Raw genomic sequence first — 13,833 nt, forward strand, 5'->3', positions numbered from 1 at the left:
TTGCCCACCCCACCCATATCTGCATTGAGGGAGGCCGTCCCATTAAGCAAATTTTGCAGGAAACTTGGGCCCATTTAGCTCCTGGGGGTCGTTTGGTGGCAACAGCGAGTAATTTGGAAAGTCTTTATGGCATTTCTGAAACTTTGTCGGCCTTACAGGTCCGCAATGTAGAGGTGGTGCAAGCGGGGGTAAATCGTCTGGAAAAACGGGGCTTACAACAGGTTTTTGCCGCAGTGGACCCCACTTTTATTTTGGCGGGAGAAAAATTGTCCTAGTCGGGGAAATAGGGAAGAAGGCCTAGGGGTTTGCTTCTGTTCTAAAATAAAAACTAAGAAAAGGTTAACAAACAGTGAATTTTGTTCAGTGCCGGGTTGACACTTTCCCTTATTTTTGGTCTTTTTTACCTTTACCATGCCCACCCAGAGAATTATTAGTGCGGTCATCGGCATTGCCTTGGCGTTTTCCCTGTTAATTTTGGGGGGTTGGTACTTTAGCGCGGCGATCGCCTTAGTGATTTATCTGGGGTTGCGGGAATATTTCCAAATGGTCAGGGCTAAGGGCATTGCGCCAGCGGCTAAGACCACCATGGTGTTGTCATTGATGTTGCTACTGTCGGCCACGGTGACCCCCCACTTAACCGACGCGTTTTTTCCTTTAACCGGAGCGTTGATCTGCTTTTATTTGCTGTTTCAACCCAAAATGGCCACCATTGCCGATATTTCCACCTCGTTACTGGGCTTGTTTTATGGCGGCTATTTACCAAGCTATTGGGTCCGACTACGGTTGGGGGACGGAGCCGTTAACCCCATGGGACTACACTTACCCCTGAATGGCTTTTGGCCAGAGTCCTGGGCCCATCCAGAAAATTTTCCCACCGGCCTGCTGGTGACCATCCTCGCCTTTGCCTGTATCTGGGCGGCGGACATTGGCGCCTACATTATGGGTAAATGGTTGGGACGTACTCGTTTGTCGGACATTAGTCCAAAAAAAACCGTGGAGGGTTCCCTCTGGGGAGTGGGAGGTAGTTTATTAGTGGGGGTATTGGGGGCGTGGTATTTACAATGGCCCTATTGGGAAATCACCGGCGCTTTACTGGGCCTATTAATCGGCATAGTCAGTCTGCTGGGGGACTTAACGGAATCAATGATGAAACGGGATGCGGGGGTGAAGGATTCTGGTCAATTAATTCCGGGGCACGGAGGCATTTTAGACCGCACCGACAGCTATGTCTTTACGGCTCCCCTAGTTTATTATTTTGTTGTTTTACTGTTGCCCGTGCTTAACAATCTTTGATTGAACGTCTTTGCGTTTTTCTCTGGCGATCGCCTTGGTCAGAAGGGGGCTATTTGGGCAGCGAAAATAGGACATAGCCCATAGACCGTACCCAAGAATTGACCTTTGCTCAGACTAGTTTCTTTCTAGGGCGATTGTGAAACTTCCCGTTCCTGCCAACTTGCTATCCCTCGAAAGGCTGGGGTGAACATTTTCGTCGGTTGGAGTTTATCCCAAGTTTCATTTTGTTCCATGCCGCTGAAACCACAGTTGCTAAGCCATCATATAACGGGGCGCAGGAGAGCTGACCATGGTGGCCTTGATTCTTTCAATGTCAGTCTCCGCTGTGTCCCGACTAGAGTTTTTCGCTTTTTGGAAAGTGGCTTGGTTTCGATCATTCATGCCCTTTATGGCGATCGCCAGGGCAATGAAGAGTGAAAATTAGCTAACCAATGGAGTTAGCTCAACCAGCCATTTTTGTTGCCGGGGATGGTGGGGGCAAAAACCTGCAGTCGTTCAAATTGGGCTTCCCGAATTTCATACATCAAGCTAATTAATTCATCTGCATAGGGGGAAGCAAGGATTTTTTGTTTAATTTTCTCAAAACCCTCATCCAAAATATTGTTAGCTTCTGCCAAGTCATCGGTGGCTTGGAGTTGCCGCTCTAATTCACCAAACTTATTTTTCAACATCTGCCCCTCGGCATTATCTGGAAAAGAAGCCACCATCTCCCCGATGGCCACCTGCAATTGTTCCAGTTCTGCTTGCTCGGCCGTGGGTCTGGCGATCGCCTGGCTTTGTTCCATGGTGGGGGGAGCTCCATCAAAGTTCAAACCATTGGGCACAGGGGCCTCCGTGGGGGGCATAAATAGGGTAAAAGCAGAAACGACAAAGCAACCAACACACATGGGACAAATTCTCCTAACACAATCTATAGAAGTAGGGGTGAGCAATGGGGACTTGGTGACTCCACCTTAACCAGGAACCAGAGCGTTCTATGCTGAGGGAAATCACCGGGCCGCAAAAACCGAAATTTGCCCCACCTTAACAAAAAACTAGCTTCAGCTTCCAGGGGGCCAGTTTTAGAACTGTTTCTCATAGCGAATGATGAACTGACTGAAATTGTAATCGTAGGTGAAACGCATATAGCCCTTGTCCTCCACCTCATAGATAGCTTCGAGGAAAGGCACCACCCGGAAGTCCGTGCTCTTGATTTTGTCGCTGATAGCCGTTTCCACGTCGTAGACCAATCCCTGGAAAATCATCGGGATGGCCAGTTGGGTAATGCCCACCTGCAATAACTGGCTGGAGTTTTTGCCCTGGAGCGCATCCACCAAAACAATCACCTGTTCTCCTAAGAGGCGAACAATTTCCCCTTCGGTACGGGGAGGACTGCTGGTCAGGTTCAGGGCCGGATTGCTAAAAATTTGTTCGTTCTCTACCCCCTGGGCGGCCAGAATTTGTAGGCAGCGGGAAAGGCGATCAAGTTGAAATTCATCAAAACTCCCCACCCCTGTGAGCGGTCGGAAGGTGACAGTGGGATCACAAACGGCGCTGTAGCGGGGATTAATATTGGGCAAAATTTGGCTCAGACTGCCATCAATGGTGAGGCGCACATCAATCCGCTCAATTTGATTCAGACTGTCGTCGGGATATTCATTGGTTTCCTGGGAGCGCATCCGGGCCGACTGGGGCAGATCGGACACAATGGTGCGCATGGCAATGTTCAAGCTGGGGTTAATTAGGTCCTCATCTGAATAGAACGTAATGGTGTTGGGGGCCCGGCGATCGAGCAAAAAGCGGGTATCAAAAAAGCTGACCCGACCCCGGTCGAGGCTAATGGTACCATCAGCCCGCAGATCGTTAAAGTCAGTCAGGGGGCCATTGACCGTTAATCCACCACCAAAGGTAAACACATAAAGAGGCTCCTGCTCGATATGAAGATTGTCCAGGGTGATGCGTAGGTCATTCAACTGGGGTTCCACCAAAGGCGATCGCCTTGTGCCCTTGAACCAACCCAGTCTGGTGCGTAATTCCGCAATGCGGCTTGGTTGACTGTCCAAGCTCCGGTCCGGCACAAATACCCTACCATTGGCTAAGGCCACGTCTCCGGTGAGTTTTGGCGCTAGGGCAGAACCCTCGACGGTCACTAACCCCGCTAAATTACCTTGGTAAAGATTGGGAATAGCGATATTGGTCGGTTTAATGCTGACCTGGAGGGGATTTTCCAAGCCCGGCTGGGCATCAAATAGGGGCAGTACACCGGCCACTTCGATCCGACTTTGGTCCAGTTGCCCCGTTAACTGTTCAATGGCGATCGTTGTGTTATTAAACAGAATTTCCCCATCCACCTGCACCGGGGTTGGTAGGGCGGCACTCCTAATTTGTGCTCCATTGAGGCTGACCTTACCGAGGGCTCTAAGATCGGAAATGCCAATGCCGTTATGTTGGTCAATTTCCCCTTCTACCTTTAAATCCGCTTGTCCTTCCCCGCCAAGCCAGACCAATTGTTCTTGACTGACCACGTCTAACAACTCCAAGGAATTGGGGGGAATTTTGAATTCAGCTCTAAAGGTACTTGGCCCCTCTGCGGCCTTCGCTTCCTGGGGATTCCAATAAAAGGGCACATCAGCCCGCAAGTAGAGGGGAGAAGCTTCCGAAGTGACCAACTGCAATAAATTATTTTGGTAATCGAATTGTCCCCCCACTTCTTCCGGCACCGGCCTAGCATTGAGGGTGATCTGGTCAAAGTTGAATTTTCCCGATAGGGCAGGGCCGGCAGCGGTCAGGGCCACACTTCCTTCGGCGTTGAGACGGGCACCAAAGGCGGAGGACATTTCCACAAAGGAGTCCAAATTGTTCAGATTAAAATCCTTAATTGACCATTGCAATTGGGTTTTTTCTAGGGAGAAAATTCCCTCTGCCCCCAGGCGAGATTCTCGAATTTGCACAAAAGAGGGTAGTAGGGCCAGACGACCGTCAGCAAATTTAGCTTCCAGTTGAAACTGTTCAATGGGCAGGAAGCGGGTTTCATTCATCACTAGCCCGATGGGGGGCACAATGTTGGGAAAGGGCCCCTGGGGGTACCAACTCCAATTTCTGCCCTGTACTTTGAGGGCGAGGGCCGGATCCCGTAGGGTGCCATTTAAGTTAAGGGCCGCATCAAAATTTCCCTGGACGTTTAACTGGGTCGGTACCCCCCCCCGTTCGTACTGCTGGGCGAGGGCGATAATGCGCTGGTCAATGACGTAGAGGAGATTAAGCTGATTCTCCAACGACCCATCGGGGTTGCCCAAACTGAGGGGGCCAACGATATCGGCAGATTCCTTGGGGACGGACTCTAAACCCGTAAGCCGCAGTAGGGAACCCACATCGGAAATATTGGCCGCCGCCAACAGGGGCGCAATTTCCCCGCCGTTGACGTTTACATTAGCTTGGATGGCTTCAGTTCTGAAGTTGAGAGAACCCTGGGCTTGATATTGACCGATGGGGGTTTTAACCTGGCCTTGTTTGAGTTGTAGGGTTTGATTTTGATAGCCCAGGGCCGCTGTCACTTCACCGATCGCCGAGGAGCCAAGGCTGACAGCATCAATGGCCAAATTACCCTGGCCGTTACCGTTACGGAGGTTAACCACGAGGTCGGCGTTGAGGTTGCCATCCAGTTGCCCGGCAATTTGGTAACGTACCCCCGGCCGCAGGTCTAAAATGGCAAGGGGAAAATCTTTCACTTCCATGGCTAGGCGATCGCCGTTGAGTTTGCCCTGGGCGAGGATGGGTTGCTCCCGACCATAGGCCTGACGCAGGTTAAAACTGGTGGGAAGGTAGGGAAACAGGCAATTGCCCCGGCAGGGTTTGAAGTTCACCGCTAGGCGATCCACTTGCCCCCGGAGATCCACTAGGACATTTTGGTTTAACTGGACGGACAGGGGGCCCCGCAATTGGGGCTCAAAGCCAAAACCATTCACGGCTAAGTTATTGAGCTCCAGATTGCCCGCTAATTTTAAATCTGCCAAACCAGTGACGTTGCGCCCCGTTAACTGCCCGGTAAATTGGCTGGTGCCCTCCATGGCCAAAGCTTGGGGGCGAAATTCCGGGGCCAGGGGCAGTAGGGTCAGTAGGGCATCGATGGGCAGGGGCGCAAAACTGAGGCCATTGCTGACATTGAGATTGACATTGGTCAGGGCTGGGCGTTGGCGGAAGTTGCCAATGGTAATCTTGCCGTCGGCATTGAGGTTCTGGGGCCCACTGCGGAAAGCGGCCCGTTGCACTGTGACGGGGATGGTGCCCGCATTATTAGCGGTGCTGAATAAATTAGCTAAGTTACCCGCCAGTCGCACTTCCCCCTCCACCGGGGCCAGGGCGGAGCGATCGGTGCCACCATATTTGGCTAGTAGGGGATTGAGATTGATTTCCCTAGCAGTGAGTCGACTTTGCCAGGTGAGATTTTTCAGGGCACTCACACTGGTTACAGTTCCCCCCGCCACCTCCAAATCTACATTGGCGATCGCCGCCACCTGACTCAAATCCGGTTGGGCTTGCACCAGGTCGGCCAGATTTGCCCCCAGGGAGATACGTCCTCTCTGCACTTGGGCGGGCACAGGAATTTCTGGAGCGAGGGCGTTGAGGGGAATGGCCCCCACATTGGCGATCGCCCCTAAGTTGCCATTGAGCAGAGTACCGTTTACCGATACGGGGCCATTGGCAACGGTGAGTTTTAACTGGCCCTCCCCCTGGAGACGGTTGAGGTCAAAGTTACGCACACCTGCCCAGGTATTAATGTCCCCCACAAAGGCACTGCCCTGGATTTTCCCCGTGTTTAACCTAGCCGCCACCGGCAACCCAGGTAAAAAGGGATTAAGGGCGATCGCCCCCAGGGTCGCATTGGTTTGTACTGTACCTGCTCGCAATTGGGCATTGCCAGTGATTTGGCGATCGTCCACCAGGGCCGTGAATTGACTGCGGGCTTGTATTTGTCCCAGGGGTAATTGCCCTGCCAACAGAGGGGCCAAGGGGAATTGGCTTTGGGCGCTGACAAGGGAGAGGTCCACTGGCGCGGCTAAAGCAGGCACATATTGATTGACGGCAATGTTGCGGGCTTCTACATCTGCTTGGACTTGCCCCCTGGTCAAATTGGCACTAATGGCGGCGGTTTGTTGCTGACTGGCGAGTTGAATCTCGGCATTGCCCTGCCAAACGTTGGGGTCAAAGGCAAAAATTTCCCCGCTCACATTGCCCTGGCCCCTGGTGAGGGTGAGGGGTTGCGCCGTAAGTTGGGGGGAGCAAAAGTTACTTTTTTCTAGGCCACACAGGCTTTGCAAAAGGGGTTGCAGGGGAAATTGGGCCGTGTTCCAGCGGGCTTGCCAACGGTCCTGGGCAAAATTGGCCTGGCCCTGCACTGTCAAGGAACCCTGGTTGGTGCTTACTTCCGCTTGGGTGAGGGTTAATTGGGGCCCCACTAAATTAGCTTCCCCCCTAGTGCCTAGGTTAAGACGGCCCTGGCGATCGCCATCGGTGGTTTGCCATTGCACATTTAAACGGGGATTCCCCAAGGTGCCCCCAGCCTGGCCAGAAAAACCCAGGTTACCGATTTCAACCTGCCGCAAATTCAAGTCGTAAGTTTCCAGCACAGCCATGGTGGCGATCGCCCCACTGATCTGGCCTGTCACGGGAATGGCCTGCCACCGCCACTGGTTCGCTTCGGGGGTTAGTAATTGCCGTAGTTTCCAGGGGGACTGTACCCGAGCTTGGATTTCCCCTCCACTGACAGGTCGTAAACTGACATCGGCCAAGGTAACTTGGTCTAAATCGGCCCGGAAATTAATCCCCAAGCGATTCAGAGGAACTCGATCCAGGGTTACCGTGGCCACATTGGTCAACTGGCCCTGGAGTTGGGGCTCGGTGAGGTGCCCCTGCAACTGTCCCCGGACCTGCACTTCCCCTGTAATCGGTAATGGCAGGGGAACAGCAATGGTATCCAGGAAAGCGGCGGTGTCAATGGCCTTGGTACTGAACTGGACATCGTAGCCCGATCGCCAGTCAATGGTGCCCTGGAGCATAGCATTGAGGGGGCCGAGGTTAATGGTGCCCTGGTTAATCTGCAACTTTTGCCCAGTCAATCCCAGGTCTAAACCAACTTGCAAAGGGGCCTTGACCTTATCGATGCGGGCTTGGAGTTGCGCTAACTTAACATCGCCCACGGTTTGTAAAGCGGACCACTGTTGCCAACTGGGTAGGGTACCCTGCACCTGTCCGGACACCTGGCCCTTTTCCACTGTCACGGGTAAAGGGGGTAAAAGACTGGCTAAAGCAGGTAAATCGAGGCGGTTAATAGTGACATCGGTTTGACTTTCCCCCGTATTGAGGACCGTTTGCCCCTGGGCCTGGAGATCACTGCCAGCTAATTGCACCCCCAGGTCATAACTAACGGTTTGTTGGGGGCCATCATCCTGACGCCGATATTGGTAACCTCCTTGGCCGGCGGCGATAATTTCCACTGCTTGCTGAAAACCCTGGGGTAACAGTTGCAGTTGCGCATTTTCCAGCGTCACCCCCACCGTTAAATCCAGGGGGAGGGAAAAGGGTTTGTCCCCCTCCGGTAACGTGATGGTGGTCCATTGCCCTGTAGGCTGTTGCTCCAGGGTCACCTGGGGATTAACAATGGTGGCGCTAACTTCCACCGGCCTGCCCACCAAAAAAGGTAGGGGATTGACATCCACTTCAATGGCTTCAATGGCGATCGCCGTCGCATCATCGGCCGTCCGTGGTAGGGAAGAATTGCCCAGCCTTACCCCCAGTAAACGGAAATCCTCCACCGGGCCAATGTCCACCGGCCGCCCCAACAATCTGGATAATTCCGACTCTAAAAATGGTGATGCTTCCCGGTAGGCCAGGTGTTGCCCTCCCAGATATAGGCCCGTACCCGCCACCGCTAGACCCCCCAGGGTGATCAGGGTGCTTGGTCTAGTTAGCCAACGTCTCAATTTGGCGATCGCCCCCGCACTGTGAGGGGAAGGATTGTTGCTCATGGGTACTTGGCAAAATCAACTCAGTTCACGACTCACTGACCATGGGGTCTAAATGGACTAGACCGCCGCCAGGGATGGTTAGTTTCTGTTTTAGCGGAGAAAGTGGTCTAGGGCGAACTGTTAGAACAAATTGGTCAAATTAGGTAGGGTTTGCAAATATTTGGGGTCACTACGGCCTTATTAACCGAGTTTTTGCCCCATTTCTCCACCATTGGCCAACTGGGAAAAGCTCCCCCTGGCATTCTAGGGCATCAACCCAGGGCAAAATCGAACCCATACCACAGTAACCCAGCTAACCGCCTTACAACTGTTCATGGAAATAACGCTGGTACAAAGGACAGCTAGCACTGCACCGATCGCCACTGAGGGTCACGAGCCCCATGCTTTCCAAGCGGTAGGCGATGGGGGGGTCTAACTGCACCGGACTGTCACTGTTAACCACCTGCTTCATGCTGGCGGCCAAATCCGGCGTCCCTGTCAGTAAGCCCCAAAGACGGCGGAGATGATTGCTATAAATACCGCTCTGGGTAACCGCATTGGCCAAAATGGTGGGTAGATCTACACTGGTCTTCTGTACCGCATCCAACGCCAAACGAATCAGATAGGGATGACCCCCCACCAGTTCGCCTAAACTCAATAAATTTTCTTCCTCAATTTGATTTTCATCAAAACCATAGGCGCTTTTCAGTTGGAGAATTTGCTCCTTGGTAAAGCCGGTTAATTTCCACTGACGGCCCACATTAAAGGGGGATTGGTTGGCGTCTAGTTTGACATAGGCTTCGGTGGAATTGGCAATGATTAAACGGAGCTTTTGCCATTGGGCCAGGTTATTACTTTCTTCATGCCAATAGCGCAACATGGGCAGGAAATCCTGGGCAATGACAGGAAACTCAAATAAGCGGTCTAGGTTATCAATAGCCAGCACTAAGGCCCGGTCAGTTTGACCAAGTAAATAATCTTGTACGTAGGTTTTACAACTAACTAAACTGCCAAACAATTCTTCGTCCCAATAGTCATCTAAGTTGGGTTTAATACCCAATTCCCGACTGAGGTTGGCACAGAACCACCGTAAAAATTTATCTAGGTTACTAAACATGGCACTTTCCGCCGTTTGGAGATTGAGATAAATATGGCGATCGCCCGTTGCCTCCACTTCCCCTAGCAAAAATTGTAATAGGGATGTTTTGCCCATTTTTTCCGGAGCTTTAATGCGCAATAGGGCTCCCCCCCTGGTCAGTTCCTCAAGACATTGTTGCTCTGTGGGCAGCCGTAGAACATAGATGACGTTATCTCCCAGGGGACTGCCCCGGCCAACGGTTAATGCTGGGGTAAGGCCATTAATGCCGCCGGCCAATTGCTCACTCTGCCATTGGGGATATTTGACCTCCTTAAACCAATCTCGCAACAGTTGGAACTTGCCTGGTCCGCGACTGCTGGCATCCAATTCTGGGCAACCCCCTGGCTTATCATTGGCAAAAACCCCGTAAATTTGGGTCATTTGTTTTTTGTAAGTTTCATGGCTAGCGGCCTCAGCAATCTCCCACACCTCCAGGTCGGACTTGCGCCAATGTTCGTAGGCAAAGCGAGCTAAAAATACCTCCTTAAGCTTGCCCCGTAGGTTGTAGTCGTGGGTAATGTCTAGTAAAAATTGGTTCCAACCAGTTGGTTTCATCGACAAATATGGTCTCGGTAATTAAGTGCTGAGCGTCTGCCCAACCGATTTAATGGTAGCGCTGAAAACTGCTATGATACCACTGAATAATTAACAATATTTTAGTACAAAAGAGGAGTTAAACCCATGGCTAAAAGTGGACGACAAGGGGCCGGTGGATTCTGGCGGGACTTTAAGGATTTTATCCTGCGGGGTAACGTGGTAGATCTGGCCGTAGCCGTAGTAATTGGTGGTGCTTTTACCAACATTGTTAATGCATTTGTAGCTTGGTTAATGGCAATTTTGCTCCAACCAGTGCTGGATCAAGCCGGTGTCAGTCAATTACAGGATTTACCCCTAGGTTTAGGGGAATTAGTGATTGCAGTGGTGAACTTTATTATTATTGCTTTTGTGATTTTCCTCATCATTAAAGCCATCGAAAAAATGCAACGTAAAAAAGCAGTGGAGGAAGAAATTGTGGCGGAAGTGCAGCCAGATCCGATGCTAGAAGCCCAAACTAATTTAACCGATTCTATTAATCGTTTAATTACTACTTTAGAAAGTCAGCAATCTCCCCCTCAATGATCACTTAACCAACCGATCGCCTGGCGGATCCAAATTTCAGGATCGTCACTCTGGGCCACCTCTGGAAATTGGCTGACCATGGCGATCGCCTGCTGGATTTCCGTCTGACTGTAACCCAAGGCTAATAGGGTCATTTCTAGGTCTTCCAGTAGGGCAGTCTGGGGCAGGACAGAGTCAATTTCTCCAGCCCCCATTTGTAGCTTGTGCCATTGGGATAACTTACTTTTCAGCTCCAGGGCTAACCGTTCTGCTCCCTTTTTCCCTACCCCCGGCGTTTGGCATAATTGTTTGATATTGCCCGTCACCACTGCCTGCACCAAGCCTTCAAAACCCAGCGTTTCAATTAAGGCGATCGCCAACTGGGCCCCGATGCCGGTTACCCCCATCAATTGACCAAATAAATCCCTTTCCGCCAGGCGACCAAAACCAAATAGGGCCATCTGGTCCTGGCGTACCAAGAGGTGGGTAAAAACCTGTTGGGGTTCCGGGGGCGGCGGAGTCCATTGTTGGGCTAAAGAATGGGGCACCTGCAACTCATAACCCACCCCATTAACGGACAAAATTAAAAACCAACGGTTCTGAATATTTTTTGTGACTGTAATAACTTGCCCGTGGAGAAATTGAATCATACTAGTTTGCTTTTAAATCAACTGGACCGTAGCTGCCATGCCAATGGCGATCGCCGCGCCCAGGAAAGTGTTAATGCCGTTAACTACTTCATTGGTGAGCCAGGGCCATTTGTTTTGCAACGTTGCCCCAATCACACTCTCTAGGTTGGTGGCCCCAAAGGCGGCCAGGGTGGAGAACATAACGCCCCCTAGGGTGATCAATCCCAAGCCGTAACCTAAAAATGCTAGAGCTAACCCGGCCACAAATCCCGCCACGGTGCCTTCCACACTCACGGCTCCCTCCGTTCCCCTCGGTACTGGTTGCAGGGTGGTAATTAAAAAAGTGCTTTTACCGTAGGCTTTGCCCACTTCGCTGGCGGTGGTGTCCGATAATTTGGTGCTAAAACTAGCGACGTAACCCAACGCTAACCAGGGTTGCCACTCCTGCGGACCAAAGGCGATCGCCAGGGCACAGAAAGCAGCAGTCAAGGCAGAACCCCAGACATTTTCCGGGCCCCGTTGGCCGGATCTTTTTTCAGCAATGCCAGCGGCTTCCTTTTCCGCTTGGCCAATGCGGGTGACCGCGGAACCCACCAAAAAATAGGCTAAAACCACCAGGTACCCTTGCCAGCCCAGGGCGGCCCAAATGATTACCCCCAGCACCCAGGCATGGCCGTAACCCGCAGTGGTTAAAAGCTTCTTCGGGGCGATCGCCGCTAAGGCCAACAGCAAACTATTGAGCACAATACCGGTAAGCCAGGGGAAGGCCAAACTTTGCCGCCACACTTCACTAATCAGGGAATTGTCCATGGGGAAAAATGCCAAAAACATCGATGGTTGATGGATCAAGGGTTACTCCTAGGATCGGGCCAGACCAAGGGCGATCGCCAGAAAAAGGATTAAATTTTTTCCGGGAGCCAGGCCCTAGGGCAGAATAAAGATCACACTGTACGACAACAGTCTGAAGCAAAAGAGATTATCGGATTTTAGCCAAACACCATGACTGCATTGAACCATCAAATTATCGTTGTTGGAGGGGGAGCCGCAGGTATCACCGTTGCCGCCCAGTTATTAAAACAGCAACCCAAACTCGACCTGGCGATCGTCGAACCCTGCGATAAGCACTACTACCAGCCAGCCTGGACTTTAGTGGGGGGGGGAGCCTTCGCCATGGAAGACACCATCAAAGCAGAGCAGGATTGCATTCCCAGCGGCGCCAAGTGGATCAAAGCCAGCGTCGCCAGTTTCGACCCGGACAATAATTCCCTCACCCTCCAAGATGGCCGTTGTCTCAGCTACGAATATCTGGTGGTTTGTCCCGGCATTCAAATCAATTGGCACCTAATTCCGGGGCTCCAGGAATCCCTCGGTAAAAATGGCGTCACCAGCAACTACGATCGCCGCTATGCCCCCTACACCTGGGAGCTGTTGCAAAATTTCAAAGGAGGCAATGCCCTCTTTACCTTTCCGGCCACACCGATTAAATGTGCCGGCGCACCGCAAAAAATTATGTATCTAGCGGACGAAACCTTCCGTAAAAATGGTGTGCGAGATAAAACCACCATTACCTATGGGGTGGCGGTGGGAAAAATCTTTGGCATCCCTGGTTACTGCGAGTCCCTAGAAAAAGTAGCAGCCAGCAAGGATATTGATGTGCGCTACCACCATAACCTCAAAGCCATTAATCCCGATACCAAAGAAGCTACCTTTACTGTCAATGGGGAAACGGAAGTCACCCTGCCCTACGACATCATCCATGTGGCGCCCCCCATGGCCGCCCCGGATTTTATTAAAAACAGTCCCCTGGCAGCGGCAACCGGTGGTTGGGTTGATGTCGATAAATTCACCCTGCAACATAATCGCTACAGCAATGTATTTAGTTTGGGGGATGCCTCTTCCCTGCCCACATCCCGCACAGCGGCGGCGGTACGGAAACAGGCCCCCGTGGTGGCCACCAACCTTTTGGGCTTGTTAAACAGCAAACAACCCACGGAACAATATGGCGGTTACACCTGTTGTCCCTTGGTCACTGGCTACGGCAAAACCATCATGGCGGAATTTGACTACGACGGCCAGCCCAAATCCAGCTTTCCCTTTGACCCCACCCAGGAGCGTTGGAGCATGTGGCTAGTAAAACGTCATGTTTTGCCCTGGTTGTATTGGAATCGTATGCTCAAAGGAGAAGCCTTTGAACCGGACAAATGGAAGCCCCTTTTGGGCAAATCCTAGGGTCAGTTGACCGAGGGCTGGGGAGGGTTTTGGTGAAAATTCTCCCTTGTGAAGACATCTAGACAAATTAGCCATCAAATTCTGGCGGTTGGTGCTATGATCAGCCAGTGAGATTAAGGATCGGTAGACGCACTTGTTATGAGTGTTAGTGCATTGTTTATGGTTACGCTTAGCAGGCTTCTCTCCGAAACCCACTCTCTTTCTTTTCTCTGGTTTTGGAGCTAATTTATGTCCATTTATGTCGGGAACCTTTCTTATCAAGCCACCGAAGATGACGTTTTGACTGTCTTCTCCGAATACGGCACTGTTAAGCGGGTTCAACTCCCCACTGATCGGGAAACTGGTCGCATGCGGGGCTTCGGTTTTGTTGAAATGTCTTCCGAAACGGAAGAAGCGGCCGCCATTGAAGCTCTGGATGGAGCCGAATGGATGGGGCGGGATCTCAAAGTTAATAAAGCAAGAC

10 protein-coding genes and 1 pseudogene are annotated in these 13,833 nt (G+C 51.7%); 5 read left to right on the top strand and 6 right to left on the bottom strand.

Annotation, left to right across the window (positions count from 1 at the left end):
- Both IQ219_RS08490 and IQ219_RS08495 read left to right on the top strand, forming a co-directional pair.
- A pseudogene (locus IQ219_RS08490) lies at positions 1 to 275 on the top strand (precorrin-6B methylase); the annotation flags it as partial.
- 136 nt (positions 276 to 411) lie between these two features.
- Positions 412 to 1,293 (top strand): phosphatidate cytidylyltransferase, encoded by an 882-nt coding sequence (locus IQ219_RS08495; protein WP_010872218.1) that lies wholly within the window; start codon positions 412 to 414, stop codon positions 1,291 to 1,293.
- Positions 1,294 to 1,545: 252 nt separating this feature from the next.
- Here the strand turns inward: IQ219_RS08495 and IQ219_RS20370 are convergent, their stop codons facing one another.
- From IQ219_RS20370 to IQ219_RS08510, 4 genes are all read right to left on the bottom strand, one after another.
- A complete protein-coding gene (locus IQ219_RS20370) occupies positions 1,546 to 1,674 on the bottom strand; it encodes a hypothetical protein (protein ID WP_255512813.1) in 129 nt (42 codons plus the stop codon).
- A 56-nt stretch (positions 1,675 to 1,730) separates the two neighbouring features.
- A complete protein-coding gene (locus tag IQ219_RS08500; protein WP_228016815.1) occupies positions 1,731 to 2,180 on the bottom strand; it encodes a hypothetical protein in 450 nt (149 codons plus the stop codon).
- A gap of 174 nt (positions 2,181 to 2,354) precedes the next feature.
- A complete protein-coding gene (locus IQ219_RS08505; RefSeq protein WP_194072329.1) occupies positions 2,355 to 8,297 on the bottom strand; it encodes a translocation/assembly module TamB domain-containing protein in 5,943 nt (1,980 codons plus the stop codon).
- Between the two features lie 301 nt (positions 8,298 to 8,598).
- Positions 8,599 to 9,969 carry an AAA-like domain-containing protein gene (locus tag IQ219_RS08510; protein WP_194072330.1) on the bottom strand — a complete coding sequence of 457 codons (1,371 nt, stop codon included), beginning with the start codon at positions 9,967 to 9,969 and terminating at the stop codon, positions 8,599 to 8,601.
- 126 nt (positions 9,970 to 10,095) lie between these two features.
- Between IQ219_RS08510 and mscL the strand changes: the two genes are divergently transcribed.
- Entirely contained in the window at positions 10,096 to 10,533 is a 438-nt protein-coding gene (mscL, locus tag IQ219_RS08515) for a large conductance mechanosensitive channel protein MscL (RefSeq protein WP_190598831.1), read from the top strand.
- On the opposite strand, the gene ruvA is transcribed toward mscL, so the two are convergent.
- Entirely contained in the window at positions 10,527 to 11,162 is a 636-nt protein-coding gene (gene ruvA, locus IQ219_RS08520) for a Holliday junction branch migration protein RuvA (protein ID WP_194072331.1), read from the bottom strand. The two genes, mscL and ruvA, sit on opposite strands and share 7 nt — an antisense overlap.
- Positions 11,163 to 11,174: 12 nt before the next feature.
- The gene (locus tag IQ219_RS08525) at positions 11,175 to 11,951 is read right to left on the bottom strand and encodes a TIGR00297 family protein (RefSeq protein ID WP_194072332.1); all 777 of its coding nucleotides are present in this window, start codon (positions 11,949 to 11,951) and stop codon (positions 11,175 to 11,177) included.
- A gap of 189 nt (positions 11,952 to 12,140) precedes the next feature.
- Between IQ219_RS08525 and IQ219_RS08530 the strand changes: the two genes are divergently transcribed.
- Both IQ219_RS08530 and IQ219_RS08535 read left to right on the top strand, forming a co-directional pair.
- Entirely contained in the window at positions 12,141 to 13,370 is a 1,230-nt protein-coding gene (locus IQ219_RS08530; protein ID WP_194019041.1) for an FAD/NAD(P)-binding oxidoreductase, read from the top strand.
- A 228-nt stretch (positions 13,371 to 13,598) separates the two neighbouring features.
- On the top strand, positions 13,599 to 13,833 hold a 235-nt coding region (locus IQ219_RS08535), incomplete at its 3' end, for an RNA-binding protein (protein WP_194072333.1).

The organism is Synechocystis sp. LEGE 06083, from assembly GCF_015207725.1.
Taxonomy (GTDB): Bacteria; Cyanobacteriota; Cyanobacteriia; order Cyanobacteriales; family Microcystaceae; genus Synechocystis; species Synechocystis salina.